Source organism: Massilia cellulosiltytica, from assembly GCF_047325105.1.
Lineage (GTDB): Bacteria > Pseudomonadota > Gammaproteobacteria > Burkholderiales > Burkholderiaceae_D > Telluria > Telluria orientalis.
In genome coordinates, this window is sequence record NZ_CP168562.1 from 152,720 (window position 1) to 177,692 (window position 24,973).

18 protein-coding genes and 1 tRNA gene are annotated in these 24,973 nt (G+C 66.8%); 14 read left to right on the forward strand and 5 right to left on the reverse strand.

From position 1 onward, the window contains the following. Window positions 1–51 precede the first annotated feature (51 nt). The 6 genes from ACEN9H_RS00700 (at window position 52) to ACEN9H_RS00725 (ending at window position 9,291) form a co-directional block, all read left to right on the forward strand. Complete coding sequence (locus ACEN9H_RS00700; protein ID WP_413673438.1) at window positions 52–465, forward strand: CopD family protein; 414 nt, start codon at window positions 52–54, stop codon at window positions 463–465. Window positions 466–543: 78 nt separating this feature from the next. Further along, window positions 544–1,755, forward strand: coding sequence for a THUMP domain-containing class I SAM-dependent RNA methyltransferase (locus ACEN9H_RS00705; protein WP_413673439.1), 1,212 nt, complete (start codon window positions 544–546; stop codon window positions 1,753–1,755). After that, window positions 1,756–3,030, forward strand: a complete 1,275-nt coding sequence (locus ACEN9H_RS00710) for a multidrug effflux MFS transporter (RefSeq protein WP_413673440.1) — start codon at window positions 1,756–1,758, stop codon at window positions 3,028–3,030. Window positions 3,031–3,377: 347 nt separating this feature from the next. Continuing rightward, the gene (locus ACEN9H_RS00715; RefSeq protein WP_413675539.1) at window positions 3,378–5,489 is read left to right on the forward strand and encodes an HDOD domain-containing protein; all 2,112 of its coding nucleotides are present in this window, start codon (window positions 3,378–3,380) and stop codon (window positions 5,487–5,489) included. Between the two features lie 7 nt (window positions 5,490–5,496). Next, window positions 5,497–7,716 carry a putative bifunctional diguanylate cyclase/phosphodiesterase gene (locus ACEN9H_RS00720; RefSeq protein ID WP_160410649.1) on the forward strand — a complete coding sequence of 740 codons (2,220 nt, stop codon included), beginning with the start codon at window positions 5,497–5,499 and terminating at the stop codon, window positions 7,714–7,716. 6 nt (window positions 7,717–7,722) lie between these two features. Further along, window positions 7,723–9,291, forward strand: a complete 1,569-nt coding sequence (locus tag ACEN9H_RS00725; RefSeq protein WP_413673441.1) for a hypothetical protein — start codon at window positions 7,723–7,725, stop codon at window positions 9,289–9,291. Between the two features lie 3 nt (window positions 9,292–9,294). Here ACEN9H_RS00725 and ACEN9H_RS00730 read toward each other — a convergent pair whose 3' ends face one another. From ACEN9H_RS00730 to ACEN9H_RS00740, 3 genes are all read right to left on the reverse strand, one after another. Then, the gene (locus ACEN9H_RS00730; protein WP_413673442.1) at window positions 9,295–10,281 is read right to left on the reverse strand and encodes a bestrophin family protein; all 987 of its coding nucleotides are present in this window, start codon (window positions 10,279–10,281) and stop codon (window positions 9,295–9,297) included. A gap of 10 nt (window positions 10,282–10,291) precedes the next feature. After that, entirely contained in the window at window positions 10,292–10,900 is a 609-nt protein-coding gene (locus tag ACEN9H_RS00735) for a glutathione S-transferase family protein (RefSeq protein WP_413673443.1), read from the reverse strand. A gap of 90 nt (window positions 10,901–10,990) precedes the next feature. Next, window positions 10,991–11,827 carry an alpha/beta fold hydrolase gene (locus ACEN9H_RS00740; RefSeq protein WP_413673444.1) on the reverse strand — a complete coding sequence of 279 codons (837 nt, stop codon included), beginning with the start codon at window positions 11,825–11,827 and terminating at the stop codon, window positions 10,991–10,993. Window positions 11,828–11,995: 168 nt separating this feature from the next. On the opposite strand from ACEN9H_RS00740, the gene ACEN9H_RS00745 reads away from it, so the two are divergent. The 4 genes from ACEN9H_RS00745 (at window position 11,996) to ACEN9H_RS00760 (ending at window position 16,901) form a co-directional block, all read left to right on the forward strand. Continuing rightward, window positions 11,996–13,225, forward strand: a complete 1,230-nt coding sequence (locus tag ACEN9H_RS00745) for a putative DNA modification/repair radical SAM protein (protein WP_413673445.1) — start codon at window positions 11,996–11,998, stop codon at window positions 13,223–13,225. Then, window positions 13,201–14,751: a UdgX family uracil-DNA binding protein gene (locus ACEN9H_RS00750; protein WP_413673446.1), complete on the forward strand. Its 1,551-nt coding sequence runs from the start codon at window positions 13,201–13,203 to the stop codon at window positions 14,749–14,751. The genes ACEN9H_RS00745 and ACEN9H_RS00750 overlap by 25 nt, the downstream gene beginning before the upstream one ends. 115 nt (window positions 14,752–14,866) lie before the next feature. Then, window positions 14,867–15,886: a TraB/GumN family protein gene (locus ACEN9H_RS00755; RefSeq protein ID WP_413673447.1), complete on the forward strand. Its 1,020-nt coding sequence runs from the start codon at window positions 14,867–14,869 to the stop codon at window positions 15,884–15,886. A gap of 10 nt (window positions 15,887–15,896) precedes the next feature. After that, the gene (locus tag ACEN9H_RS00760; RefSeq protein ID WP_056124031.1) at window positions 15,897–16,901 is read left to right on the forward strand and encodes a TraB/GumN family protein; all 1,005 of its coding nucleotides are present in this window, start codon (window positions 15,897–15,899) and stop codon (window positions 16,899–16,901) included. Here the strand turns inward: ACEN9H_RS00760 and epsC are convergent, their stop codons facing one another. Continuing rightward, on the reverse strand, window positions 16,902–17,834 hold the full coding sequence (epsC, locus tag ACEN9H_RS00765; RefSeq protein ID WP_413673448.1) for a serine O-acetyltransferase EpsC: 933 nt from the start codon (window positions 17,832–17,834) through the stop codon (window positions 16,902–16,904). It abuts the gene before it with no gap. 225 nt (window positions 17,835–18,059) lie between these two features. Between epsC and ACEN9H_RS00770 the strand changes: the two genes are divergently transcribed. From ACEN9H_RS00770 to ACEN9H_RS00785, 4 genes are all read left to right on the forward strand, one after another. Then, window positions 18,060–18,133 (forward strand) — tRNA-Gly (locus tag ACEN9H_RS00770). Between the two features lie 97 nt (window positions 18,134–18,230). Next, entirely contained in the window at window positions 18,231–20,270 is a 2,040-nt protein-coding gene (locus tag ACEN9H_RS00775; RefSeq protein WP_413673449.1) for an ATP-binding protein, read from the forward strand. Between the two features lie 135 nt (window positions 20,271–20,405). After that, window positions 20,406–20,948: a response regulator gene (locus ACEN9H_RS00780; protein WP_413673450.1), complete on the forward strand. Its 543-nt coding sequence runs from the start codon at window positions 20,406–20,408 to the stop codon at window positions 20,946–20,948. Window positions 20,949–21,049: 101 nt separating this feature from the next. Next, entirely contained in the window at window positions 21,050–23,734 is a 2,685-nt protein-coding gene (locus ACEN9H_RS00785) for an EAL domain-containing protein (RefSeq protein WP_413673451.1), read from the forward strand. A 118-nt stretch (window positions 23,735–23,852) separates the two neighbouring features. Here ACEN9H_RS00785 and ACEN9H_RS00790 read toward each other — a convergent pair whose 3' ends face one another. Beyond that, a complete protein-coding gene (locus tag ACEN9H_RS00790; RefSeq protein WP_413673452.1) occupies window positions 23,853–24,971 on the reverse strand; it encodes a succinylglutamate desuccinylase/aspartoacylase family protein in 1,119 nt (372 codons plus the stop codon). Between the last annotated feature and the right edge of the window lie 2 nt (window positions 24,972–24,973).

The following is a 24,973-nucleotide window of genomic DNA, read 5'->3' on the forward strand; positions in this document are numbered from 1 at the left end:
TGCGAAAACGTGCTACGACCCCGAATTGGAGCTCTTGAATAAAGGAATTGCATGTACCTCTGGATCAAAGCGCTGCACATCGTCTTCGTCGCCTCGTGGTTCGCCGGCCTGTTCTACCTGCCGCGCATCTACGTGAACCTGGCCCAGGAAAGCAATCCGGCCGTCGTCGAGCGCCTGATCGGCATGGGGCGCCGCCTGTACCGGTTCACGACGATCCTGATGGTGCCGGCGCTGTTGCTGGGCCTGTGGTTGTGGCTGGGATTCGGCATCAAGGGCGGCTGGCTGCATGCAAAACTGGCGCTCGTGATCCTCGTGATCGGCTACCATCATGCGTGTGGTTCGCTGCTGAAAAAATTCGAACGCGGCGTCAATACGCGCAGCCACAAGTGGTTCCGCGTGTTCAACGAAGTGCCGGTTTTACTGTTGCTGGCAATCGTGATCCTGGTCGTCGTCAAACCGTTCTGACCTGAAGACTCAAACTTGTAGTGGCGGCCGGGCCTGATCCCGGCCGTTTGTTTTTAACCAACGGATAAAGGGTACCCCATGACTTCCTATTTTTGCCCCTGCCCGCGCGGCATGGAACAGGCGCTCGCCGACGAACTGGCCGAGATCGCACACACCACCGGCAGCACGTCGCTGAAGGTGCACAACCAGGTGCCGGGCGGCGTCCACTGCTCGGGCACGGACATGGACGCGTACCGCATCAACCTGCATTCGCGCATCGCGTCGCGCGTGCTGCTGCGCATCGCCAACCGCACGTACGCCAACGAGAACGACATCTACGACCTCGTGCTGGAACAGCAGTGGGAAGACTGGTTCAGCGTCGACCACACGATCCGCGTCGACATCACCGCGATCAAGTCGCCGCTGACGAGCCTCGAGTTCACGACCTTGAAGATCAAGGACGCCGTCTGCGACCGCTTCCGCGACCAGTTCGGCCGCCGCCCGTCCGTCGACACGCGCACGCCGGACATGCGCATCATGGGCTTTCTCGACCAGCGCAACTTCACGATCTACCTCGACACGTCCGGCGAAGCGCTGTTCAAGCGCGGCTGGCGCGAGGAGACGGGCGACGCGCCGCTGCGCGAAAACCTGGCCGCCGGCCTGCTGCGCGTGGCCGGATGGAAGCCGGGCATGACGCTGTTCGATCCGATGTGCGGCTCGGGCACGATCCTGATCGAGGCCGCGCAGATGGTGCAGGGCATCCCGCCCGGCGCGCGCCGCCGCTTCGCGTTCGAGAAATTCAGGAACTTCAATGCCAAGGCCTGGCAGGAGATGAAGACGGCGATCAAGCCGAATCCGCTGCCGGCCGAACCGACGATCTTCGGCTCCGACATCTCCGGCGACATGGTCGCGATGACGCGCCATAACCTGCGCTCGGCCGGCATCCTGTTCGAGGTGCCGCTGAAGCAGATCGAGGCGCAGCAGGTGCAGCCGCCCACCAGCCAGCCTGGCCTGCTGGTGACGAATCCCCCGTACGGCGAGCGGATCGGCGTGCGCGGCGACTCGACCATCCCGCAGGACGAGATGGCCGTCGGATTCTACCAGCAGCTCTCCGCCACCCTGAAGCAGCGCTTCGCCGGCTGGACGGTGTACCTGTTCACGGCCGACCTGGGCCTGCCGAAGATGCTGCGCCTGAAGGAATCGCGCAAGACCCCGTTCTTCAACGGCGCCCTCGAATGCCGTTTGTTCCGCTTCGACATGGTCGCCGGCTTCAACCGCCGCGACGCAGCCAAACCCAAAGACGACCAATAAATGCTACCCGAACCCGAACCGGACAATCTACCGAAAGACCCCGTCACCCCCATCCCGCTGCCGGCGCCGCACAAGATCGCGATGCTGTCGGCGGGCGGCCTCGCCACCCTGCTGGCCGCGCTGTCGATGCTCGGCCCGTTCTCCGTCGACGCCTACCTGCCCGCGTTCCCCGCGATCCAGGCATCGCTGCACGCGACCGGGCTGGAAGTGCAGCAGACGCTGACGGCGTACATGCTGGCCTTCGCCGCGATGTCGCTGTGGCATGGCGCGCTGTCGGACGCGTTCGGGCGGCGCAACGTGGTCCTCGTCGGATTGATCGTGTTCGCGGTCGGGACGCTCGGCTGCGCGTCCGCGCATTCCGTGCACTACCTGTGGATCTTCCGGATCATGCAGGGCGTATCGGCCGGTGCCGGCGTCGTCGTGGGCCGGGCGATCATCCGCGACCTGTATTCGGACGCGCCGGCCGCGCGGCTGCTGTCGATGGTGACGATGATCTTCTCGATCGCGCCGGCCATCGCGCCCGTGCTGGGCGGCTGGGTCGTGTCCGCGTTCGACTGGCGGTCGATCTTCCTCGGCCTGCTCGCGTTTTCCGTCGTGCTGTGGTGGGTGTGCTGGCAGCACCTGCCGGAGACGATGCCGGTGGAACGCCGCCAGCCCTTCAACCCGCGCTTCCTCGCGCGCAGCTACTGGGACATCTTCAGCTCCGTGCTGTTCCAGATGAAGTCCGGGATCGTCGCGTTCAACTTCGGCGGCATGTTCCTGTTCATCGCGGGCGCGCCGGTGCTGCTGCCCGTGCACCTGCACCTCGGACCGTCGGATTTCGCGTGGCTGTTCGTGCCGGCCGTGAGCGGCATCTTCCTGGGCGCGCTGGTCGCCAACCGGCTCGCGGGCAAGATGACGTTCTCGCGCCAGATCGCGATCGGCTATGCGTTAATGCTGGCGGCCGTCACCGGCTCGGTCGCCTACCACGCCGTGCTGCCGCCGGCGCTGCCTTGGACCGTGCTGCCGATGTTCTTCTATAACTTCGGCAGCTCGATCATCAACCCCAGCGCCACCTTGCTTGCGCTCGACCTGTTCCCGCACATCCGCGGCACGGTGGCGTCGTGCCAGTCGTTCGTGACCACGTTGATGGGCGCGCTGGTGGCCGGCATCATCGCGCCGGCGCTGACCCATTCCGTGCTGGCGATGGCGCTCGGCCAGGCCGCGTTTGCGCTGGCGTCGCTGGCATGCTGGATGACGTCGCGCCAATACCGCCGGTACAAGGCGCTCGCTTAAAAAGTAGTTACGGTAATGATAGTGATCGTAAATAAATGCTAAATTTCGGGAACTTCTCTGTGTATTGTCAATACATTTTAGTTGAAATTTGATTCTAAAACGCGTCAGTTTTCTTGGAAAGTATTGTTCCTGATCAGAAATGTATATATGCTAAGATAAGTTTTTCATGCTTGGAATAATGATGTAAGCATTGCTCTATTCCAGGGACCGCAAGAACGAACACTGTGGCAGCCCCCGCAGGGGAGAGCGGCCATCACCCAAAAACCAAGTTGGCGGCCGTGCTTGAATCCATACATCAACCTGACCAGGACATCCGCAATCGCCTGCTGATCGCGCGCTTGCCGGCCATGCCCCAGATCCTCATCAAGCTGCTTGCACACCTGCAGGCGGACGATCTGGGCATGCCCGAACTGGCCGCGCTGGTTGCGAAGGATGCCGGCATGACGGGCAAGATCCTCACCGTCGCCAACAGCTCCGCGTACCACCGCAACAGCCGCCAGCCGAACCTCGAGCAGGCGATGGTGGCGCTGGGCACGGACATGATCAAGACGCTGGTCATCAGCGACTCCGTCTTCCAGACCTTCAACAGCTTCCCGAATTCCAGCGCCACCGACCTGCGCGCGTTCTGGAAGAACTCGTTGACGGCCGCCGTGCTGGCGCGCGAGACCGCACGCCGCATGAACTACGCGCAGCCGGAAGAAGCGTATCTCGCCGGCCTGCTGCACAACGTCGGCCGCCTGGCGCTGCTCGCGACGGCACCGAAGGAATACGCCTTCAACTTCACGGCGCGCGACGACGAAGACCTGTGCGCCGTCGAACAGCGCACCCTGCAGATCACGCATGCGGAAGCGGGCGCCTGGCTGATCGAACGCTGGCAGCTCGATTCCTTCCTCGCCGATTCCGTGCTGTACCACCATGAACCGAGCGAGCGCCTGGAAGCGGCGCATCCCTTGATCCGCATCGTGCGCGTGGCCCACGTGCTGGCCTGCCACGCGCACGACGATGCCCTCGTGGACGAGGCGCGCGCGCTGTGCGGCCTCGGTCCGGAAGCGCCGGACGAATTGCTGGGCCTCGCCGCGCGCCAGGTCGAAAAGGCCGCGATCCACCTCGGCATCGATCTCGCCGGCGCCGACGACCTGCCCGTGCCGGCCGCGTTCGCGCCGCCGCCTCCCGTCGATCCCGTGCAGCAGCGCCTGTCCGAGGAAGTGCGCAACCTCGTGCTCGTGTCCGAAGTGGGCCAGACGTTCGCGCGCCAGCAAGGTGAATCGGGCCTGCTGGAAGCGATGACGCGCTCGGCGCGCATCCTGTTCGATTTCGAGAACGCCGTCGTGCTGCTGGAGAACCCGACCGGCCAGGCCCTCATCGGCGCGCCGACCGCGAACCAGCAGCGCATTGCCGAATTCACGGTACCGCTGGCGAAGGGCGGCGCCGTCGCGCAGGCCGCGCTGGACCGCCGCCTCGGCTTCATCCGCCGCGACGGCCGTCCGCTCGGCCTCGCGGAAGAACAGCTGCTGCGCATGCTCGGCACGGAATCGCTCGTGTGCCTGCCGCTCGTCGCGGGCGCGCGCTGCCTCGGCGTGATGATCGGCGGCGTCGCGACGTGGCAGCTGCCGACGTGCCAGAAGCGCGAACGCTTCCTGCAGGCGTTCGGCGCGCAGGCCGCGGGCGCGCTGGAGACGGCGATGTCGGAACGCGGCCACGCGCGCCGCCAGCTCGCCCACGTGGCCGAGGAATACCGCGAAGCGTCGCGGCGCGTCGTGCACGAAGTGAACAATCCGCTGGCTATCATCAAGAACTACCTGTCGGTCCTGGACAGCAAGCTGGAACGCCAGGAACCCGTCAGCGCCGAGCTGTCGATCCTGAACGAGGAGATCGACCGCGTGGGCCAGCTGGTGGGCAGCCTGACGGAGATCCAGCCGGGCGTCGCGACGTCGATGGTGGACAGTGCGCCGGCGGCCGACGTGGCCCGCGTCGTGGACGACGTGCTGCGCCTGTTCCGCACCACGAATTTCATTCCGGCGAACGTGGAGATCGTCGTGAGCATGGCGGACGCCGAGAGCCGCATCGAAGGCGATCCGGACATCCTCAAGCAGATCCTCGTGAACCTCGTCAAGAACGCGATCGAGGCGCTGTCCGGCAGCGGCGGCCGCATCGAGATCGCCAACCGCGGCCACGTGAACCGCGAGCGCAGGCTGTACCTGGAACTGGTCGTCTCCGACACCGGCCCGGGCCTGTCGCGCGAGGTGCTGGCCAATCTGTTCTCGGCCGTGAAGAGCACCAAGGAGGGACCGCACCACGGTCTCGGCCTGTCGATCGTGCACAGCCTGGTCAAGAAGCTGAACGGGCATATCGCCTGCCGCAGCGGAACGACCGGCACCAGTTTTGAAATCCTGCTGCCGGCGCATGCCGGCGCCGGCGCCCCGGCCACATTGCCGGTGCGCGCGCTTGGATCCGTATAAGGTAACAATGAATCCATTCTCCGCCAGCGCCACGTCGTCCAGCCCCCACGACACGCAATCCTCGCTCGGCATCGACCAGCCCCGACTCCTGCTCGTCGACGATGAACCGCGCCTGCTCACCTCCCTGTACGAACTGCTGCAGGGCCGCGGCTACCAGCTCGTCACGGCCGCCACCGGAGGAGAAGCCCTCGCGCACCTGGCGCGCCTGCGCTTCGATCTCGTGCTGCTCGACCTGCGCCTGCCCGACATCGGCGGCCACGAGATCATGGACTTCATCAACGAGAAGGGCATCGACGCCGACGTGATCGTGATGAGCGGCGAGGTCGGCATCGACGCCGCCATCGGCGCGCTGAAACGCAACGCCTACGATTACCTGCGCAAGCCGTACAGCCGCGAGGAACTGCTCAAGACCGTCGCGAACGCACTGAAGCAGCGCCGCCTGCAGGAAGCCAATGCGCGTATCGCGAACCAGCTGGAAAACTCGGAGAAGATGTACCGCTACCTGGTGGATTCGTCGCCGGACATCATCTACACGCTGAACCACGAAGGCAAGTTCACCTTCATCAACGACCGCGCCTACCAGCTGCTCGGCTACAAGCGCGAAGAACTCATCGGCCAGCATTACTCGATCCTCGTGCACGACGAAGACCTGGAGCGCGCGCGCTACGTATTCAACGAGCGCCGCGTCGACGAGCGGGCCTCGCGCAATGTCGAACTGCGCCTGAAGTGCCACGCGGGCGCCAACCAGGAACGCACCTTCAACAACACGCTGATGACGATCTCGCTGAACGCCATCGGCATGCACGTGCCCGACCAGGAAGTGAAGCGGCTCGAGTTCTACGGCACGTACGGCGTCGCGCGCGACATCACGGACCGCAAGCGCGCCGAGGAAGTCATCTCGTACCAGGCCTACCACGACATCCTGACCGACCTGCCGAACCGCATCCTGTTCAAGGACCGCCTCGGCCTCGCCGTCATCCAGGCCAAGCGAAAACAGACGGAACTGGCCGTGATGTTCATCGACCTGGACCGCTTCAAACTCGTCAACGACACGCTCGGCCACGTCAAGGGCGACGAACTGCTGCAGCAGGCCGCGGGCCGCCTGAAGGAATGCCTGAGGAAAGGCGACACGCTGGCGCGCCAGGGCGGCGACGAATTCACCATCGTGCTGCCGGAACTGCGCGACCGCGACGACGCGCGCATGGTGGCCGACAAATTCCTCGAAGTGTTGCAGGAGCCGTTCGACCTGGACGGCCACGCCGTGCACATCTCGGCGTCGATCGGCATCGCGGTCTATCCGGCGCACGGCGAATCGATCGACGAGCTGCTGCGCCACGCCGACATCGCCATGTACCAGATCAAGGGACAGGGCAAGAATGGCCACGCGTTCTACGACCCGGCGATGCAGGACGTGTCGCACCAGAAGATCGCGCTGGAACAGAGCCTGCGCCGCGCGCTCGAGCACAACGAGCTGGAGATGTACTACCAGCCGCAGATCGACGCCATCAGCGGCCGCATCGTCGGCGCCGAGGCGCTGATGCGCTGGAACCATCCCACGCGCGGCATCGTGTCGCCGGGCGAATTCCTGCCGTTCGCCGAAGAGAACGGCCTGATGCTGCCGATCTCGGACTGGATGATCGGCGCGCTGTGCCGCGACATGCTGCAGTGGAAGAACATCGGCAACCAGGTGCGGCTGTCGCTGAACCTGTCGCCGCAATACCTCGACCGGGGCGACTTCTTCGAAAAGATGCGCGGCGCGCTCCTGCGTTACGGGATCGCGCCGGGCCAGATCGAAGTCGAAATCACCGAGAACATCTGCATCCGCAACCCGCAGCACGCGATCGAACAGCTCAACAAACTCGGCCAGCTGGGCGTGTCGGTCGCGATCGACGACTTCGGCACCGGCTATTCGTCGCTGGCCTACCTGCACCGCTTCCCGGTCCACACGATCAAGATCGACCAGTCGTTCGTCAAGGAGATCCACGACGAGCACGGGCACTATCCGGTCGTGCTGGCGATCATCTCCATCGCGCGGGGCCTGGGCCTGAACCTGATCGCGGAAGGCGTCGAGACGGACTCGCAGGCCCGCTACCTGCGCGCGAACGGCTGCCTGACGATGCAGGGCTATTTGTACCACCGCCCCATGCCGCTCGGCCGCTTCATCGACGTGCTGCGTGGGCAGACACTGCCGGCGGGCGTCTTGAACGTGCTCGCCTTCCAGGCCTGATGCGCCATGTCTCTCAGCGAGATGGACGCCCGTCACACGGCTGAATTTTTGCGGGTAAAAGCGCTCGCCGAGCGCGGCGTCGCCACGGCCCAGCACAGCCTCGGCTTCATGTACGTGAACGGCCAGGGCGTGCCGCGCAACGACGAGCTGGCCGTCGCGTGGTACCGCATGGCCGCGAGCAGCGGCCTCGAACAGGCGCAGTACAACCTTGGCGTGATGTACCAGAAGGGGCAAGGCGTGGCGCAGGACCTGGGCCAGGCGCTGCACTGGTACCGGCAAGCCGCGGAACAGGGCTACGTCCAGGCCCAGTACAACCTGGGCTGGCTGTACGCGAAAGGCCAGGGCACGCCGGCCGACGTGCACGAGGCGCTGCACTGGTTTAACAAGGCCGCCGCACAGGGCGACCCCGGCGCCCAGCACAATCTCGGCATGATGTACGAGGGCGGCAAGGGCGTCGCGCAGGATGTCGCGCAGGCCGTCGAGTGGTATCGCAAGGCGGCCGACCAGAATTACGCGCGCTCGCAGTTCAATCTCGCACTCAGATACGACAGTGGCCAGGGCATCGCACGCGATGTGCAGCAGGCCATCCACTGGTTCCGCAAGGCCGCGGAGCAGGGTTATGCGCCGGCCCAGTTCAACCTGGGCCTCCGCTACGACAAGGGCCAGGACCTGCCGCAGGACAGCGAAAAGGCGGTCCTGTGGTACGGCCGCGCGGGCGAGCAGGGGCACGCCAGCTCGCAGTTCAACCTCGCGCTGATCCACGATGCCGGCCACGGCGTCGCGCGCGATCCGCAGCTGGCGCTCGCGTGGTTCCGGCGCGCGGCCGAGCAGGGGCATGCGGGCGCGCAGGACAACCTTGGGCTTCGGTATGAACACGGCCAGGGCGTCGAGCAGGACTACGCGCAGGCCGCGCACTGGTACGCCCTCGCGGCGGAGCAGGGCTTCGCCGGCGCGCAGTACCATCTGGGCCAGCTTTACGACATGGGCCACGGCGTGCCGCAGGATTGTTCACTCGCACTGGACTGGTATCGCAAGGCCGCGGAACAGGGCCACCTGCGCGCGCAGTTCGATCTCGCGCTGCGTTTTGAAAGCGGCAACGGCGTCGCGCAGGACGAACGCGAAGCCGCGTACTGGTACCGCAAGGCGGCCGACCAGGAGTACGCGCCCGCGCAGTACGCGCTGGGCCAGTTGCTGGACCGCGACGACACGGGCACGGTCGACCCGCGCCAGGCGACGCTGTGGTACCGCAAGGCGGCCGAGCAGGGCCACGCGCTGGCGCAGTTCGCGCTGGGCCTGCGCCACGACAGTGGCCACGGCGCCGAACGCGATTACGAAGCGGCCCATTTCTGGTACCTGTGCGCCGCGCGCCAGGGCCATGCGCGCGCCCAGTTCAACCTCGGCGTGATGTATGCGGCGGGGCAGGGCGTGCCGCTCGATCTCGTCGAAGCCTATGCATGGCTGCACCGTGCGGGCGTCGCGGGCATCGCGCCGGCCGCGAACTACATCCGGCGCATCGCGGCGCGCATGGAGCCGGCGTTGCTGGCGCAGGCCAACGGCTATATCGGCGCGGCGTAGATCCTAGAGCACGATGTGCCCGGCCGGCGGCGCGGGTGGCGGGGCGTGGGGCAGGCGATGGAGCGCGCTCAACTCGACTTCGATCGCCCGCGACAGGGACGTGATCGGCACGTCATTGGCGCTGCCTTCGAACGGATTCTCGGTGCTGGCGCCGACCTGGTCGAGGGCCAGGTACATCCATCCGATCAGCACGCTGAACGGGACGGCCAGCCACGCCATCTGCCCGTCCAGTCGCGCGAATTCCCGCACCATCCCCAGTGGCAGCAGCAGGGCGAACAGCCAGACGAACAGCGAATTGACGATCGCGTACTGGCGCGGATAAGGAAAATTCTTGAGACGTTGCGCGCGCGCGTGCTGATCGATCAGGTCCTTCAAGGTCTTTTGCAGCTCGGCGTATTGCAGCATCTGCAGCGCCTGGTCGTGGAACAGATCGCGGATGGCGCGGCTCTGCAGGGACATGAGCGCGGCGGGCACGTCGTCGACGGTCAGGAGGTGGGCGACGGTGTCCGGCGGCAGATAGCGGGCCAGCTCGGCCTCGAGCGGCACGCTGCGTTCCGCCACGTCGAACATGCGTTCCCGGTATTCGGCATTGGGCGCGGCCGCGGCGGCTTCCCACACGCGCGGTGCGCGCAACTGGTAGCGGACGGCCGTCAGCCAGGCCAGGTGGCGGGTCACCAGCGCGGGGATCGCGCGTTCGTTGGTCGGAAAGTCGCGGCAGATCAGGCCCCAGTGGCGGCTGGCGGCCGCGAGGGACGACCAGATCTGCTGGGCTTCGACCGTGCGGCCATAGCTTTGCGCATTCTTGAACCCGACGATGAAGGACGCGGCGGTACCCAGCAGCGCGAGCACGGGCCACGGCAGGGAAAGCCAGTGCCAGCCGCCCAGCTGGTACAGCGCCACGGCCGTGCCGGCGCACGCGGCGAGCGGGTAGACGCGGCGCCGGGTCCAGTGCACGAACTCGAACAGCCCGTAGGACTTCCCGATGTGCATGGGCGTTCGGTCAGGCTTCCTCGGCGCGCAGCGCGTCGCGGACCGCCGGGTCGCGCGACATCCGCTCGTGGAACGCGGCCAGCGCATGCAGGTCCGACATGTCGACGCCTTTCGCTTGTGCCCAGCGCAGCACGACGTAGAGGTAGGGATCGGCGATCGAACGTTGTCCCGTGAGCCAGTCGCGGTCCGCGAGCGCGCCGTCGAGGCGTTCGAGGTATGCCCGGACATGGCGGCGCGCGTTGGCCGCCAGCTGCTCGTCCAGGTCACGCCCGTCGAGGAAGCGTTCCGGCGCGAACAGGGGTTTGAATGCCTTGTGGACGTCCGAATTGAGGAAGGCGAGCCAGCGCATGACTTCGGCCCGGCCGCGCGGGCTGCCGTCGCCCGCCAGCTGCGCATGCGAATGGAGGTCGGCCAGGTAGCCGAGGATGGCGACGTTTTCCGTGAGGGCGAGGTCGCCGTGCACGAGCAGCGGCACGTTCCCGCCGGGGTTGAGCGCCAGGTAGGCCGGCGCCTTGATCGAGTCGAGCGTCATCGGCACGATCTCGTGCGGCACGCCGAGCCAGCCGAGAACGATCAGGTCGGCCAGCGAACAGGCGCCGCGCATGTGGTAGAGCTGCATGGTGTCTCCGGTGGTGTCGATAGCGGCGCCACTATCGCACGGGACCATGCCGCGCATTGGTGCATTTTCGGCACCGGATTGCGTCCTGCCTTACACTGCCGGACTCGCGGCGAGCCGTCCATCCTGGCGCAACGCCCGCGCGAGGAAGGTATCGATCGCGACCGAGCTGGCCGTCGGCGCGCTCAAATGCGGGCAGTGCCCCACATTGTCGATGACCTGCAGGGTACTGTGCGCCAGGTGCTCGTGCAGCCACTCGCCCACTTCGCGCGGCACGATCAAATCGTCGCTGCATTGCAGGATCAGGGCCGGGACCGTGGAGCGTGCCACCTCGGCGCGGATGTCGGCCTGGAAGGTCACGCGCGCGAAATGCTTGGCGATGGCGGGATCGTTGCGGCAGAAGCTGCGCGTCAGTTCCGCGCCCAGTTCCGGACGATTGGGCGCGCCCATGATCGCGGGCGCCATCTTGCGCGACCAGTCGAGGAAGTTCGTCTCCATCGCCTGCAGCAGGCCGTCGATGTCCTCGCGGTTGAAGCCGCCGATGTAGTCACCGTCGTTGATGTAGCAGGGCGACGGTCCGACGAGGACCTGGGCCAGGAAGCGCTCCGGCGCCGCCACCGTCGCCAGCAGCCCGATCGACGCGCCGACCGAGTGCCCGACGACGATGGCCGGACCGGCCGCGCAGGCGTCGAGGATGTCCAGCAGGTCCGTCACATGGCCCTGTAGGCTGGCGTACTTCGCGCGGTCGTAGGCTTCCCAGTCGGAGCGGCCGCTGCCCGTGAGGTCGTACAGCACGACGCGGAAGCGCTCCGCGAACGCCGGCGCCAGGAAGCGCCACATGGCCTGGTCGCAACCGAAACCGTGCACGAACACCATGGTGACCGGTCCCGAGCCCGTCACGTGAACGTTGTTGCGAAACTGTACAGACATGGTGAATCCTGGCCGAAGCATGTAACAATCCACTGATCTTACCACTGTGAAACCACCATCAGCGGTACTCACATTGATCTAGCGCAAACCGCACCACAGTGCGTTCGCGCACGGCACGGCAGGGACGATTCGCGATATACTGTTCATATATACAGTATTTATCGCCCGATGGAACTCAAAGACAAGCTCGAGATCCTGGCCGACGCGGCCAAGTACGACGCCTCCTGCGCCAGCAGCGGCGCGCCCAGGCGCGATTCCGTCGACAAGGACGGGCTGGGTGCGACGAACGGCATGGGCATCTGCCACAGCTATACGCCGGACGGACGCTGCGTGTCGCTGCTGAAGATCCTGCTGACGAACTTCTGCGTCTACGATTGCCAGTACTGCGTGAACCGGCGCACGTCGAACGTGCCGCGCGCCCGTTTTTCCGTCGACGAGGTCGTGAAGCTCACGTGCGATTTTTATCTGCGCAACTACATCGACGGCCTGTTCCTCAGCTCCGGCATCATCCAGTCGAGCGACTACACGATGGAGCAGCTGGTCGAGGTCGCGCGCCGCCTGCGTCAAGAGCACCAGTTCCGCGGCTACATCCATTTGAAAACGATCCCGGACGCCGACCCGCGCCTCATCGAACTGGCGGGCCGCTATGCCGACCGCCTGTCGGTGAACATCGAGCTGCCCACGCAGGACAGCGTGACGAAGCTCGCGCCGGAAAAGAGCGTCCACACGATCAAGCTGGCGATGGGTTCGATCCGCACGAAGCTGGACGAAAAGGACGACCACCCCAAGGCGCCCACGTTCGCGCCGGCGGGGCAGAGTACGCAGATGATCGTCGGCGCGGACGCCAGCGACGACCAGACGATCCTGAATACCGCGCAGACGCTGTACGGCAGTTATAAACTGAAACGCGTGTACTACTCGGCGTTCAGCCCGATCCCGCACAGCCCGTCCAGCGTGCCGTCCGCGCCGCCGCCGCTGCTGCGCGAACACCGCCTGTATCAGGCCGACTTCCTGCTGCGTGGCTATGGTTTTACGGCGAAGGAGCTGATGCCCACGGCCGGCAACCTCGCGCTGGACATCGACCCGAAGCTGGGCTGGGCGCTCGCGAACCGCGACCACTTCCCGCTCGACCTGAACCGCGCGGACGAGACCATGATCGCGCGCGTGCCGGGCATCGGGCTGCGCACGGCCAAGCGCCTGATCGACCTGCGGCGGCTGCGGCGCATCCGCTGGGAAGACCTGTCGCGCCTGCGCTGCAGCCTGAAAAAGCTGGCGCCCTTCGTGATCACGGCGGACTACAAGCCGGCGCAGGGCACCGCGTCGTCCGACCTGCTGCGGCGTAACCTGGCCGACGCCCCCCAGCAGATGAATTTGTGGCCGGAACTGCAGGCGGCGTGATGGCGGCGGATGTGCTGGTCCGGACAGGGCAGCCGGTGCAGGTCGAGACGTTCGCCGAGTGGCGCGAGGCCGCGCGCGAGCTGCTCGTCCACGGCATCCCGCCCGACCAGGTGACGTGGGGCGTGCCGCATATGGGCGACCTGCTGGCGGGAGGCGACCTGTTCACGGGTGCGCCGGCCGCCGCCGAGGCACCGCATAATCCTTCCATACCGCCGCCGGACGAGCCAAAGAATGAGCCAGAGAATGAGCCACTGAGGCCCGCGCCGCACATCCCGCGCTCGCTGATGGAGATGCTGCAGTCGGCCGCCTGCTGCCGCGTGCCGGACCGCTGGGCCTTCCTGTACCGCGTGATCTGGCGCTGGCAGCAGGGCGAGCACGACGTGCAGTCGCCGGCCGACGAGGACGGTGCCCGGCTGAATGCGATGGTGAAGGCGGTCCGCCGCGAGGAACACGACATGCATGCCTACATCCGCTTCCGCGAGCGCCCGGAAGAAGCCGGCCCGCCGCGCTTCGTCGCCTGGTACGAGCCGCGCCACGACGTGCTGCCCCAGGTGGCCGACCATTTTGTCTCGCGCATGGGCAAGGTCAGCTGGATGATCGCCACGCCCGAGGCGAGCGTCCTGTGGGACGGCCATACGCTGCACAATACCGGACCGTTGGTGCGCGATGCGGCCGACCTCGAAGACACCGGTGAAGCCCTGTGGCTGACCTACTACCGCAGCGTGTTCAACCCGGCTCGCCTGAACACGAACGTGATGCACCAGCATATCCAGTCGGACCGGTGGAAGAATTTGCCGGAGGCGAAGATCGTGCCGCACATGGTCAGCGAGGCGGCGCTGGGCGCGCGCAAGGTGGGCCAGTACGAGGCCGTCGGCCAGCGCAAGGGCACGACGATCCCGATCACCCCCGAGGACGCGCAGCCGGAACGCCAGCAGCCGTCGAAACTGGACGAATGCCGGCGCTGCGAGCTGTGGCAGTTCGCGACGCAGGCCGTGGGCGGCGAGGGACCCAGGCGCGCGAAGATCATGTTCGTCGGCGAGCAGCCGGGCGACCAGGAAGACCTGGCGGGGCAGCCGTTCGTCGGCCCGGCCGGCAAGCTGCTGGACCGCGTGTGCGAGGCGGCCGGTGTCGACCGCGACACGATCTACGTCACCAACGCCGTCAAGCATTTCAAATGGGAGCCGCGCGGCAAGCGGCGCCTGCACAAGACGCCGGTCCAGCGCGAAATCGAGGCCTGCCACTACTGGCTCGACAAGGAACTGGCGAGCGTCAAGCCGACCGTCATCGTGGCCCTCGGCGCCACGGCGTTGAAGTCGGTGCTGCGCACGGCGAACGTCACGCTCAAGAATTCCCTCGGCAAACCGCTGCGCCATGAAGGGCACTGGGTCGTCACGACATACCACCCGTCGTATGTTCTGCGCGTGCCGGGCGAGGACGCGAAGCGCGAGGCCTTTAACACGATGGTCGAGGGCCTCAAGCTGGCGCACGAGCTCCTGGATCGCCCGGTCGACGTACCGGACGCGTGAACGTTGCTGTTGCGACATATGCATGTCAAAGTTGTAACACTTCGTTGCCTTGATAGGCTAAGCTCATCGGTGGCGCTAAGCTTTTGCGCACACAACAACAACGATGGGATGCCCGATGAGCAAACGGTATGCATGTGCGCTTTACCTGAGTTTCCTGACCCTGCCGGTCCTGGCCCAGACCACGCCCGAGCCTGAACCCGCACCCGCCGCCGTCGAGGCCTTTGACACCGTCCCCGCGACCGTCGTGGTCGAAGGCCGCCGGCCCGGTCCCGGCGTCTGGAAAGTCTCGAAGGGCGACCACGTGATGTGGGTGTTCGGCGTGTATTCCCCGCTGCCGCAGAAGATGGAGTGGGATGCGGCGCGCGTGGAGCGTCTTGTCGGCAAATCGCAGGAAGTGCTGACGCGGCCGGGGGCCCGCATGGAGGTCGGCTTCTTCCGGGGCCTGACGCTGCTGCCGACCGCGATCGGCATCGACAAGAATCCGGACGGCGCCACGCTGCACGACGTGCTCCCGGCGGACGTGTATGCGCGTTGGCAGGTATTGAAGGGCAAGTATATCGGCGATGACGACGGCATCGAGCGGCGCCGCCCGATCTTCGTCGCCGACACGCTGCTGAGCAAGGGCTTGTCGAAAAGCGGCCTGACCCAGAATACCGGCGTGGAAGAGCAGATCGAAAAGGCGGCCAAGCACAACAAGGTCAAGATCACGTCGACGGCGCTCAGCATGGACGTCGACGATCCCCGTGCGCTGATGAAGGAATTCAAGAAGTCGCAGGTGGAAGACGTGGCGTGCTTCACCAAGACCCTGGAACGGCTGGAAGGCGATATCGACGCCATGCGCGTGCGCGCGAACGCCTGGGCCAATGGCAATATCGCCGAGATGTCGAGCCTCGATTATGCCGAGCGCGACAAGGCGTGCAACGACGCCATCTTCAACAGCCAGTTCGCCAAGAACGCTCCCGCATTCCAGCATCTTCCCGAGCGCATCCGTGCCAACTGGATGAAGGCGGCCGAGAAGGCATTGACCGACAACACGGCGACGTTTGCGCTCCTGCCGATGAAGAACGTCATCGGTCCGCAGAGCTACCTGGCTGACCTGCAGGCGCAAGGCTATACGGTCGAGAGCCCGAAATAAGGAACACGCCATGACGAAGACAATCAACGGGTATGTGTTCTCGTTGGCTCTGCTGGTCCCTCCGGCGTTCGCGCAGAGCGTGGACCAGACCGCGCAACCCGCCGACGGCGTTCCCGCGACGGTCGTCATCGAAGGCCGCCGTCCCGGCCCCGGCGTGTGGAAGGTGTCGAAGGGAACGCACGTGATGTGGGTCTTCGGCACCTATTCTCCGCTGCCGCGGAAGATGGAATGGGATGCGTCGCGCGTCGAGCGCCTCGTGGCGAAGTCGCAGGAAGTCCTGATGCCGCCCGTCGCGAAAGCCCACATCGGTTTCTTCAGCGGATTGACGGCCTTGCCCAGCCTTATCGGCATCAAGCGCAATCCGGACGATGCGGTGCTGCATGACGTGGTCCCGGCCGACGTCTACGCGCACTGGACGGTGCTGAAGGCCAAGTACGTCGGCGAAGACGACGGCATCGAGCATTACCGGCCCGTCTTCGCGGGCGAGGAACTGCTGCTCGCCGGCCTCAAGAAAAGCGGCCTGAGCTATGGGAGCGAAGTGCTCGGCAAGATCGAGGACGTCGCGAAAAAGAACAAGGTCAAAATGACCGACTCGGGCTATGACGTGATGGTCGACGACCCGCGCAAGCTCGTGCGCGACTTCAAGAATTCGCAGGTGGACGACCTCGTCTGCTTCACGAAGACGCTCGACACCCTGGACACCGATCTCGAAACGATGCGCGTGCGCGCGAATGCCTGGGCCAACGGCGACATCGGCGAGATCCGCGGCCTGAACTTCGCGGAGCGGCGGGATGCATGCCTGGACGCCGTCATGAACAGCTCGATCGCGAAGGACGCCGCGGCCTTGCGCCAGGTGCGCCAGCGCCTGCGCACGTCCTGGCTGAAGGCGGCGGAGAATGCGCTGGCCAGCAACGCCATCACCTTTGCCGTGCTGGAGATCCAGGACATCCTCGGCCCGACGAGCTACCTGGCCGGCCTGCAGGCCAGGGGTTACGTCGTCGAAAGTCCGAGGTAACTACGCCGACTCGCCCGATATGTCCGATGCGCCCAGGTCGTCCTCGCGCGATGCGGCCTGGGCCACGCGGGCACCCGCCGGCACGTCGTGCGTCAGCCAGACATTGCCCCCGATGACGGCGCCCTTGCCGATCGTGATGCGGCCCAGCACGGTGGCGCCCGCATAGATGACGACGTCGTCCTCGACGACGGGATGGCGCGGCAAGCCCTTTTGCAGCGAGCCGTCGATATTCGCGGGGAAGCGCTTCGCGCCCAGCGTGACGGCCTGGTACAGGCGCACGCGCTGGCCGATGACGGCCGTCTCGCCGATCACGACGCCCGTGCCATGGTCGATGAAGAAGCCGGCACCGATCGTCGCGCCCGGATGGATGTCGATGCCTGTTTCCGCATGCGCCTGCTCGGCGATGATGCGTGCGAGCAGCGGCAGGCCGAGTCCGTACAGACAATGCGCGAGGCGGTAATGGATCATCGCGTGGATGCCCGGATAGCACAGCAGCACTTCGTCGACGCTGCGCGCGGCCGGGTCGCCCTGGAAGGCGGCGATCACGTCGCTGTCGAGCAGGGTGCGGATGCCGGGCAGCGCGGCGCCGAACGCGCGGGTGGCCTCGAGCGCCTGCGGCTCGATGTCGGTATGGGTCAGGTGGCGCAGCGCGGCGCTGTAACGCAGCTCGATGCGGACCTGGCGCAGCAGCGCGTGCAGGGCGGTGTCGAGCGCGTGCGCGACGTGGAAATCCTCGCTTTCCTGGCGCAGGTCGGGCGGGCCCAGGCGCAGCGGAAACAGCACGCCTTTCAACTGTCCGAGGATGGTCGCCAGCGCGTCGCGCGACGGAAACTCGATGCCGCGCACCTCGCCGGCCGGACGATGCGCCTGGCGCCATTGGCGGCGCGCCTCGTTCAGGTCGCGCACGATCGCGCCGATGTCGAAGTCGGCCATCAGTCGTGCTCCCGGAGGCGGTGTTGGTCGGAAAGAATGGGCCTCACGGTGCCTCCGCTGTGCTGATGGACGAGTGTTCAATATACGAGCCCGTCCATGGAAGGCCCAACGAATTTTTCGACACAAGCTCATGCCGAAAAATGTCTAAGGTCAGCTGCGTTCGATCCTGATCAATGTCATGATGAATTGTCAAATTGGCTGGAACGGGCGTAGAATGCGGGCAACGCGGGTGTAGCTCAATGGTAGAGCAGAAGCTTCCCAAGCTTACGACGAGGGTTCGATTCCCTTCACCCGCTCCATGCTTCAATCCCTCCCCTGAAACATACCGACCGCCGCGCGCGCCCTGCGACAAGCCCTTATGGCACACTGGCGTTGTTGCTTCAACCAGTGTCAATCATGCAAGAAAACAGACAACAGTCTGACGAAAACCATGCCGGCGCCCTGATGTTCCTGAGCGGCGGCGGCGAAGTGGGCGCGATGATGCGTGCGCACGACTGGTCCACGTCGCCGCTGGGCCATCCACGCACGTGGCCGCAGGCGCTGCGCACGGTCGTCGGGCTGATGCTGAACTCGAAATTCCCCATGTTCGTCGCCTGGGGAAAGGAGCTCGCATTCCTGTACAACGATCCGTATCGCGAGATCCTCGGCGACAAGCATCCGGCCGCGCTGGGCGGGCGCTTCCACGACATCTGGGCCGAGATCTGGCACGACATCCACCCGCTGATCGAACGCGCGCTGCGCGGCGAGGCGACATATGCCGACCGCCTGTACCTCGTGATGAACCGCCACGGCTACGACGAGCCGACCTGGTTCACGTTCTCGTATTCGCCCGTGCGCGACGAGAACGGGGCCATCGCCGGCATGTATTGCGCGTGCGTCGAAGTCACCGAGCAGGTGCTGGCCGAGAAATACCGCAACGAGGAGAACGAGCGGCTGCGCGGCCTGTTCTCGCAGGCGCCGGGGATCATGGCCGTGCTGCGCGGCCCCGAGCACGTGTTCGAGCTCACGAACCAGTCGTACATGCAGCTGGTCGGCCACCGCCCGATCGTCGGCAAGCGGGCGCGCGACGCGCTGCCGGAAATCGTCGGCCAGGGCTTCCTCGAACTGCTTGACCGCGTGTACGCGACGGGCGAGCCGTTCGTCGGCCACGCGCTGCCCGTGCGCCTGCAGCGCGAACCGGAAGGGCCGCTGGAAGAACGCTACATCGACTTCGTCTACCAGCCGATCCGCGACGAGAACGGCGCCGTCAGCGGCATCTTCGTGGAAGGCAGCGACGTCACCGACCGCAAGCTCGTCGAGGACGAGCTGCGCGCCGCCAACCGCCAGAAGGACCAGTTCCTCGCGATGCTGGCGCACGAGCTGCGCAATCCGCTCGCGCCCATCATGACGGCGGCCCAGCTGCTGAAGCTCGGCCGGCTGGACGCCAACAGCGTGGCCAACGCCAGCGAGATCATCGTGCGCCAGGCCGAGCACATGACGGACCTCGTCAACGACCTGCTGGACGTCTCGCGCGTCACGCGCGGCCTCGTCACGCTGGAGAAGGACGAGCTGGACCTGAACGTGATCGTGTCCGCCGCCGTCGAGCAGGTGCGGCCGCTGATCGATGCGCGCCGCCATGCGCTGACCCTGCAGCTGTCGGGCCAGCCGGCGCACGTGACGGGCGACCGCACGCGTCTCGTGCAGGTCATCTCGAACATCCTCAATAACGCCACCAAGTACACGGCGCCGGGCGGCCGCATCGTGCTGGCCGTGACCGTGGGCGACGAGCAGGTGACGGTGTCCGTGCGCGACAACGGCGTCGGCATCGCGCCGGAAGTCCTGCCGTACATCTTCGACCTGTTCACGCAGGCCGAGCGCACGCCCGACCGGTCGCAGGGCGGGCTCGGGATCGGCCTGGCGCTGGTGAAAAGCCTCGTCGCGCTGCACGGCGGCACCGTGCATGCCAGTAGCGAGGGCCTGGGACAGGGCAGCGAGTTCTCGATCTGCCTGCCGTGCGTGGCGCGCGCGCCGGCGGACGCGGCCAACGAGGGCGGCGGGGCCGCGGCGGGCGCGGCGCCGGACAATGGCAACCTGCGCGTGCTGGTCGTCGACGACAATGCCGACGCGGCCCAGATGCTGGCCGCGCTGCTCGAAGTGCAGGGCCACGCGGTCAGCGTCGAATACGATGCGCGCGGCGCGCTGGCGCGGGCGAAAAACGAGCATCCGGACGTCCTGCTGCTCGACATCGGCCTGCCCGACATGGACGGCTACGAACTGGCGCGGCGTCTGCGCGCCCAGCCCGAGAACGCGGGCGCCACGCTCGTCGCCCTGACCGGCTACGGCCAGAACCAGGACCGCGAGGAAGCCCAACAGGCCGGCTTCGACCATTACCTCGTCAAGCCGGCCGACCTGAACGAGGTCAACGAGGTGCTGGCCCGGGCGGAAGCGCGGCGTTGAACGTTCTTGCGTGCGCGTATTGCCGCGCGGAACAAGGAGCGTTATCCTGAGTGCATGCCCTCCTGCGTAGGTTGCGCGCCGGGGCGGCGTATTTTCGTACCATAGTCAACGCGGGCGAAAAACGGGGACGAACATATGTACGACACCATCGAAGAGCCGCAGGAGATCAGCCTCCTCGAGCGGCATGGCGGGCAGGCGGCGACGCAGGGCGTGGGCCCGGACAAGGGGGCCGCGTCGACGGCCAGGCCGCCGCATGCGGGCCCGGCGCCCGCGGCGCGCGACGCCGCCGGCGCAGCCGCGGCCCAGCCGGGCGTGCGGCGCGTGCTCGTCGTCGACGACAACGCCGACGCCGCCCAGACGGTGGCGATGCTGCTGGAGGTGCTGGGCCACGAGGCGTCCATCGAATACGACCCGCTGCAGGCGCTCGCCTGCGCGCGCGATCGGTCCTTCGACGCGTTCGTCCTCGACATCGGCCTGCCGGGCATGGACGGCCATGAACTGGCGCGCCAGATCCGCGCGCTGCCGCGTGCGGCCGGGGCGCTGTTCATCGCGCTCACGGGCTATGGCCAGCAGCAGGACCGCGACGCATCGAAGGCCGCGGGTTTCCATTACCACTTCGTGAAGCCGGCCGACGTGGATGCGCTGGCGCAGGCGCTGGCGAAGGGCACGCCGGCCTGACGCGCGGCCTTGTCATCATCCCGTCACTTTCTTTTCTTACACTGCGAGTTGCTGAACAGTAACTGAGCGTGCATCCCCGCACGCCTTCTGACGGAACCCGCATGTCCAAGTCCAGTGCGCACACCGCCCCGCGCACCCACCGATTCCTCGCGCTGCTGTGGCCCGCGCTGGCCCTGCTCGTCTGTGCCGCCCTCTGGACCGCCACCATCCTGCACGCCGGCGCCGAACGCCGGCGCGCCGAGGAGCAGGCGTTCAAGGAGGCCGACGCGTATGCCGAAGCCTACGAGCAGTACGTCACCCGCTCGGTCGCCCAGGTCGACCAGATCACCATGCAGCTCAAGCACAGCTGGGAGCACGCGCGCGACCGCAGCCTGATCGAGAACATGCGCCGCGACGGCATGTTCACCGACGCCGCCTTCGTCAACGTGAGCGTGATCGGGCCGGACGGCGCGGTCCGCTCCTCGAGCCGCATCCACGCGCGCGGGCTGGATCTGTCCCGGGCCGACTTCTTCATCCAGCACCGCAACGCCATCTCGACCGCGCTGCGCATCGGCACGCCGCCGCCGGAACTGGACGAAGCCCGCGGAACCATTCTCTTCACACGCCGGCTCGACACGCCTGACGACGGCTTCGACGGGGTGCTGCTGATGGCCGTCGACGCCGCGTATTTCACATCGTTCGTCAGCTCGCCCACGCTGGGGCCGGGCAGCCTGCTGGCGCTCGTCGGCACCGACAATGCCTTGCGCGTCGAGCAGGACGCCAGCGGCATCGTGCGCTCGATGGGCGCCGCCTCGCTGCTGCCCGCGAACGCCGACCGCTGGCCGGTGGCGCGCGGCGTGCAGCTGGTCGACGGGCAGGGCGGCTTTGCCGACGGCGAGCCGCGCGTGCTGGGCTGGCGCCGCTCCGGCGCGTATTCGCTCGTGGCCCTCGTCGCGCTGTCGCATACGGCCGTGCTGGAAGCGGCCGACGCCTACTGGACGGACAGCCGCAACCACACGCTGGTGGCCACCGCCGTGCTGACCATGCTGGCGCTGGGGGCGAGCATGCTGTCGCTGCGCGCGTCGGCGCGGGCGCGCGAGCGGGCCGAGATCCAGCGCGCCTACCGCACGGCCACCGAGAGCGGCAACGACGGCTTCTACATGGTCGCGCCGGTGCGCGACCGCAAGGGCCAGACGGTCGACTTCCGCATCGTCGACTGCAACGAACGCGGCGCCTTCTTCTACGGCAGCACGCGCGCGCAGCTCGTCGGCAGCCTGATCTCCGCGGTCCACCACGGCAAGTCCTTCGACGAACTGGTCGCCAACTACCGCACGGCGCTGGCCGTCGGCTTCCACCAGGAAGACCGGCGCATGCCCGACAACAACCGGCTGAACATCCGCTGGGGCCACCGGCGCATCGTGCGCGTGGGCGACAACCTCGCCGTCACCTTGCAGGACATCAGCGAGCGCAAGGAACACGAATCCCAGCTCGCGCGCCTCGCGAACGAGGACAGCCTCACCGGCCTGCCGAACCGCCACTGGTTCCTGAACTTCGTGCCGGTCGCGCTGGCGCGCGCCGAGGACGGCGATCATGGCGCGGCGCTGCTGTTCATCGACCTCGACGAATTCAAGCAGGTCAACGATACGCACGGCCACGCCGTCGGCGACCGCCTGCTCCAGCTGGCGGCCGAGCGCCTGCTGTCGCAACTGCGTCCGGGCGACAGCGTGGCGCGTTTCGGCGGCGATGAATTCGTCGTCCTGCTGAGCCCCTTCGACAGCGACCAGCAGGTGGCCATCGTCGCCACGCGCATCGTCGAAGCCTTCAGTAAACCGTTCCCGATCGCCGACGACCAGCACATGATCGGCGCCTCGGTCGGCATCGCCGTGTACCCGCGCGACGGCCTCGATGCGGCCACGCTGATCCGCCACGGCGACATCGCCATGTACGCGGGCAAGGCCGAGGGCAAGGGCCAGTACCGCTTCTTCGAACCCGCGCAATCGAACATCCTCAAGACGCGCACCCAGCTGCGCCAGCGCCTGCTGGAAGCGATCGACAAGCGCCAGTTCGTGCTGCACTACCAGCCGCGCGTGGACACGCGCACGGGCGAGCTCCTGAGCATGGAAGCGCTGCTGCGCTGGGAGCATCCGCAGCTGGGCATGATCCGCCCGGACGAATTCATCCCGCTGGCCGAATCCAGCGGCCTGATCGTGCCGATCGGCGCCATCGTCATCGACCAGGCCTGCGCCCAGCTGGCGGCCTGGCGCGCGCACGGCGCCGTGCCGGTGCCGGTGTCGATCAACGTCTCGCCGAAGCAGTTCCTGCGCGGCAGCGTGCAGCGCGAGCTCGAAGACGCGCTGGCCCGCCACGCCGTGCCGGCCGGCCTGCTCGAAGTGGAGATCACGGAGTCCGCGATGATGGGCGACCAGGCCGAGATCCTCGCCGAGCTGGCCGCGATCCGCGCGCTGGGCGTCAAGCTGCACGTCGACGATTTCGGCACCGGCTATTCGTCGCTGTCGCAGCTGCAGCGCATGAAGATGGACGTGCTGAAGGTCGACCGCTCGTTCACGGCCGAACTGGGACGCTCGCGCGAAGGCACCGTGTTCTTCCAGGCGATCGTGTCGATGGCGCACGCGCTCGGGATGGAGGTGGTGGCGGAAGGCGTCGAGAACGAGGAACAGCTGCAGATCCTGCGGGCGCTGAAGTGCAACGAGGTGCAGGGGTATTTTGTTGCGAGGCCGCTGCCGGCGGCGGGGATCGGGCCGCTGCTGGAGCAGCGTTACCTGTTCAAGGAAGCGCTGGCCGCCTAGCCGTTGCAATAAACACGTCGTCCCCGCGCAGGCGGGGATCCAATTTAGCGTGCGTCGCGGCAGCGCCAGCAAAATTGGGCCCCTGCCTTCGCAGGGGCGACGGTGCATGCGTTTCGGTTCATGCGCCCAACAAGCTCCCCGTCCGCCACGCCTGCGCCCCCGCGATCTTACAGACATGCATCCCGCGCAGCAGGTGCCGGTGCGCCGTGCTGGCGAACAGCACGCCCGACTGCGTGGGCCGCAGGGTCGTCGTCCTGCCGCTGACCGGATCGACGATGTCGGCGACGGCATCGCCCGCCTGCACCTGGTCGCCCAGTTTTTTCAGGAACACGAGCACGCCCGCATGCGGCGCGTGCAGCGGTTCCACGCCCTCCAGCGGCGTCGGTTCGCACAGCGGCGCCGGCAGCGGCTCGACGGGCAGGTCGACGACGCCTTCGCGCGCCAGGTATTGCAGCAGCGCGTGCGCGTCCCGTTCGGCCAGGTCGTAGCGCACGTCGTTCTCGCCGCGCAGCTCGACCGTCACGCCCACGCAGCCCAGCGGGATCGGGAAGCGGTCGCCGAAGTGTTCCGCCAGTTCCCACCACACGCGGCTGCATGCTTCGTCGAACGGCTCGCCGCCGGATTCCGTCGCCAGCAGCACGGCGTACGCGCCCATCAGCGCCGCCAGCGGTTTCACGCGCCCGGCCAGCGGCGTGCCGGTGTACATGTGCAGCACGGCCTCGTTGTCGCAGTGGAGGTCGAGCATGATGTCGGCGTCGATCGCCATGCCCAGCAGCGCCTTCTTGAGCTCTTCCGTCGCGTTCGATGGCAGCCATGCGGCCACCTCGCGGCGCGCGTGCTCGCGCACGAGGGCCGCGTTGGCGGCGGGGGCCGCGCCGAGCTTGTCCTGCAGCGACGTCTTCAACGCCGCGGCCACGTGCCGGTACGAGCGGTTGAAATTGGTGCCGGTGGCGAGGTCGAAGCGCCCGAACGGCGCGCCGTGGATCACCTGCGACAGCCCGATCGGATTCGCGGCCGGCACCAGGATGATCTCGCCGGTGACCTTGTTCTGCGCATCCAGCCGGTCGAGCTCACGGCGCAGCACGTGCGCGACGAGCATCGCGGGCACCTCGTCCGCATGGAGCGAGGCCTGGATGTAGACCTTCCTGCCGCTGCCTTGCGTGCCGTAGTGGAAGGAGGTCAGGCGGTAGGCGGCGACGTTGTCTTCGGTGGCGATAGAGTGGGTCTGCTGGCGCATCG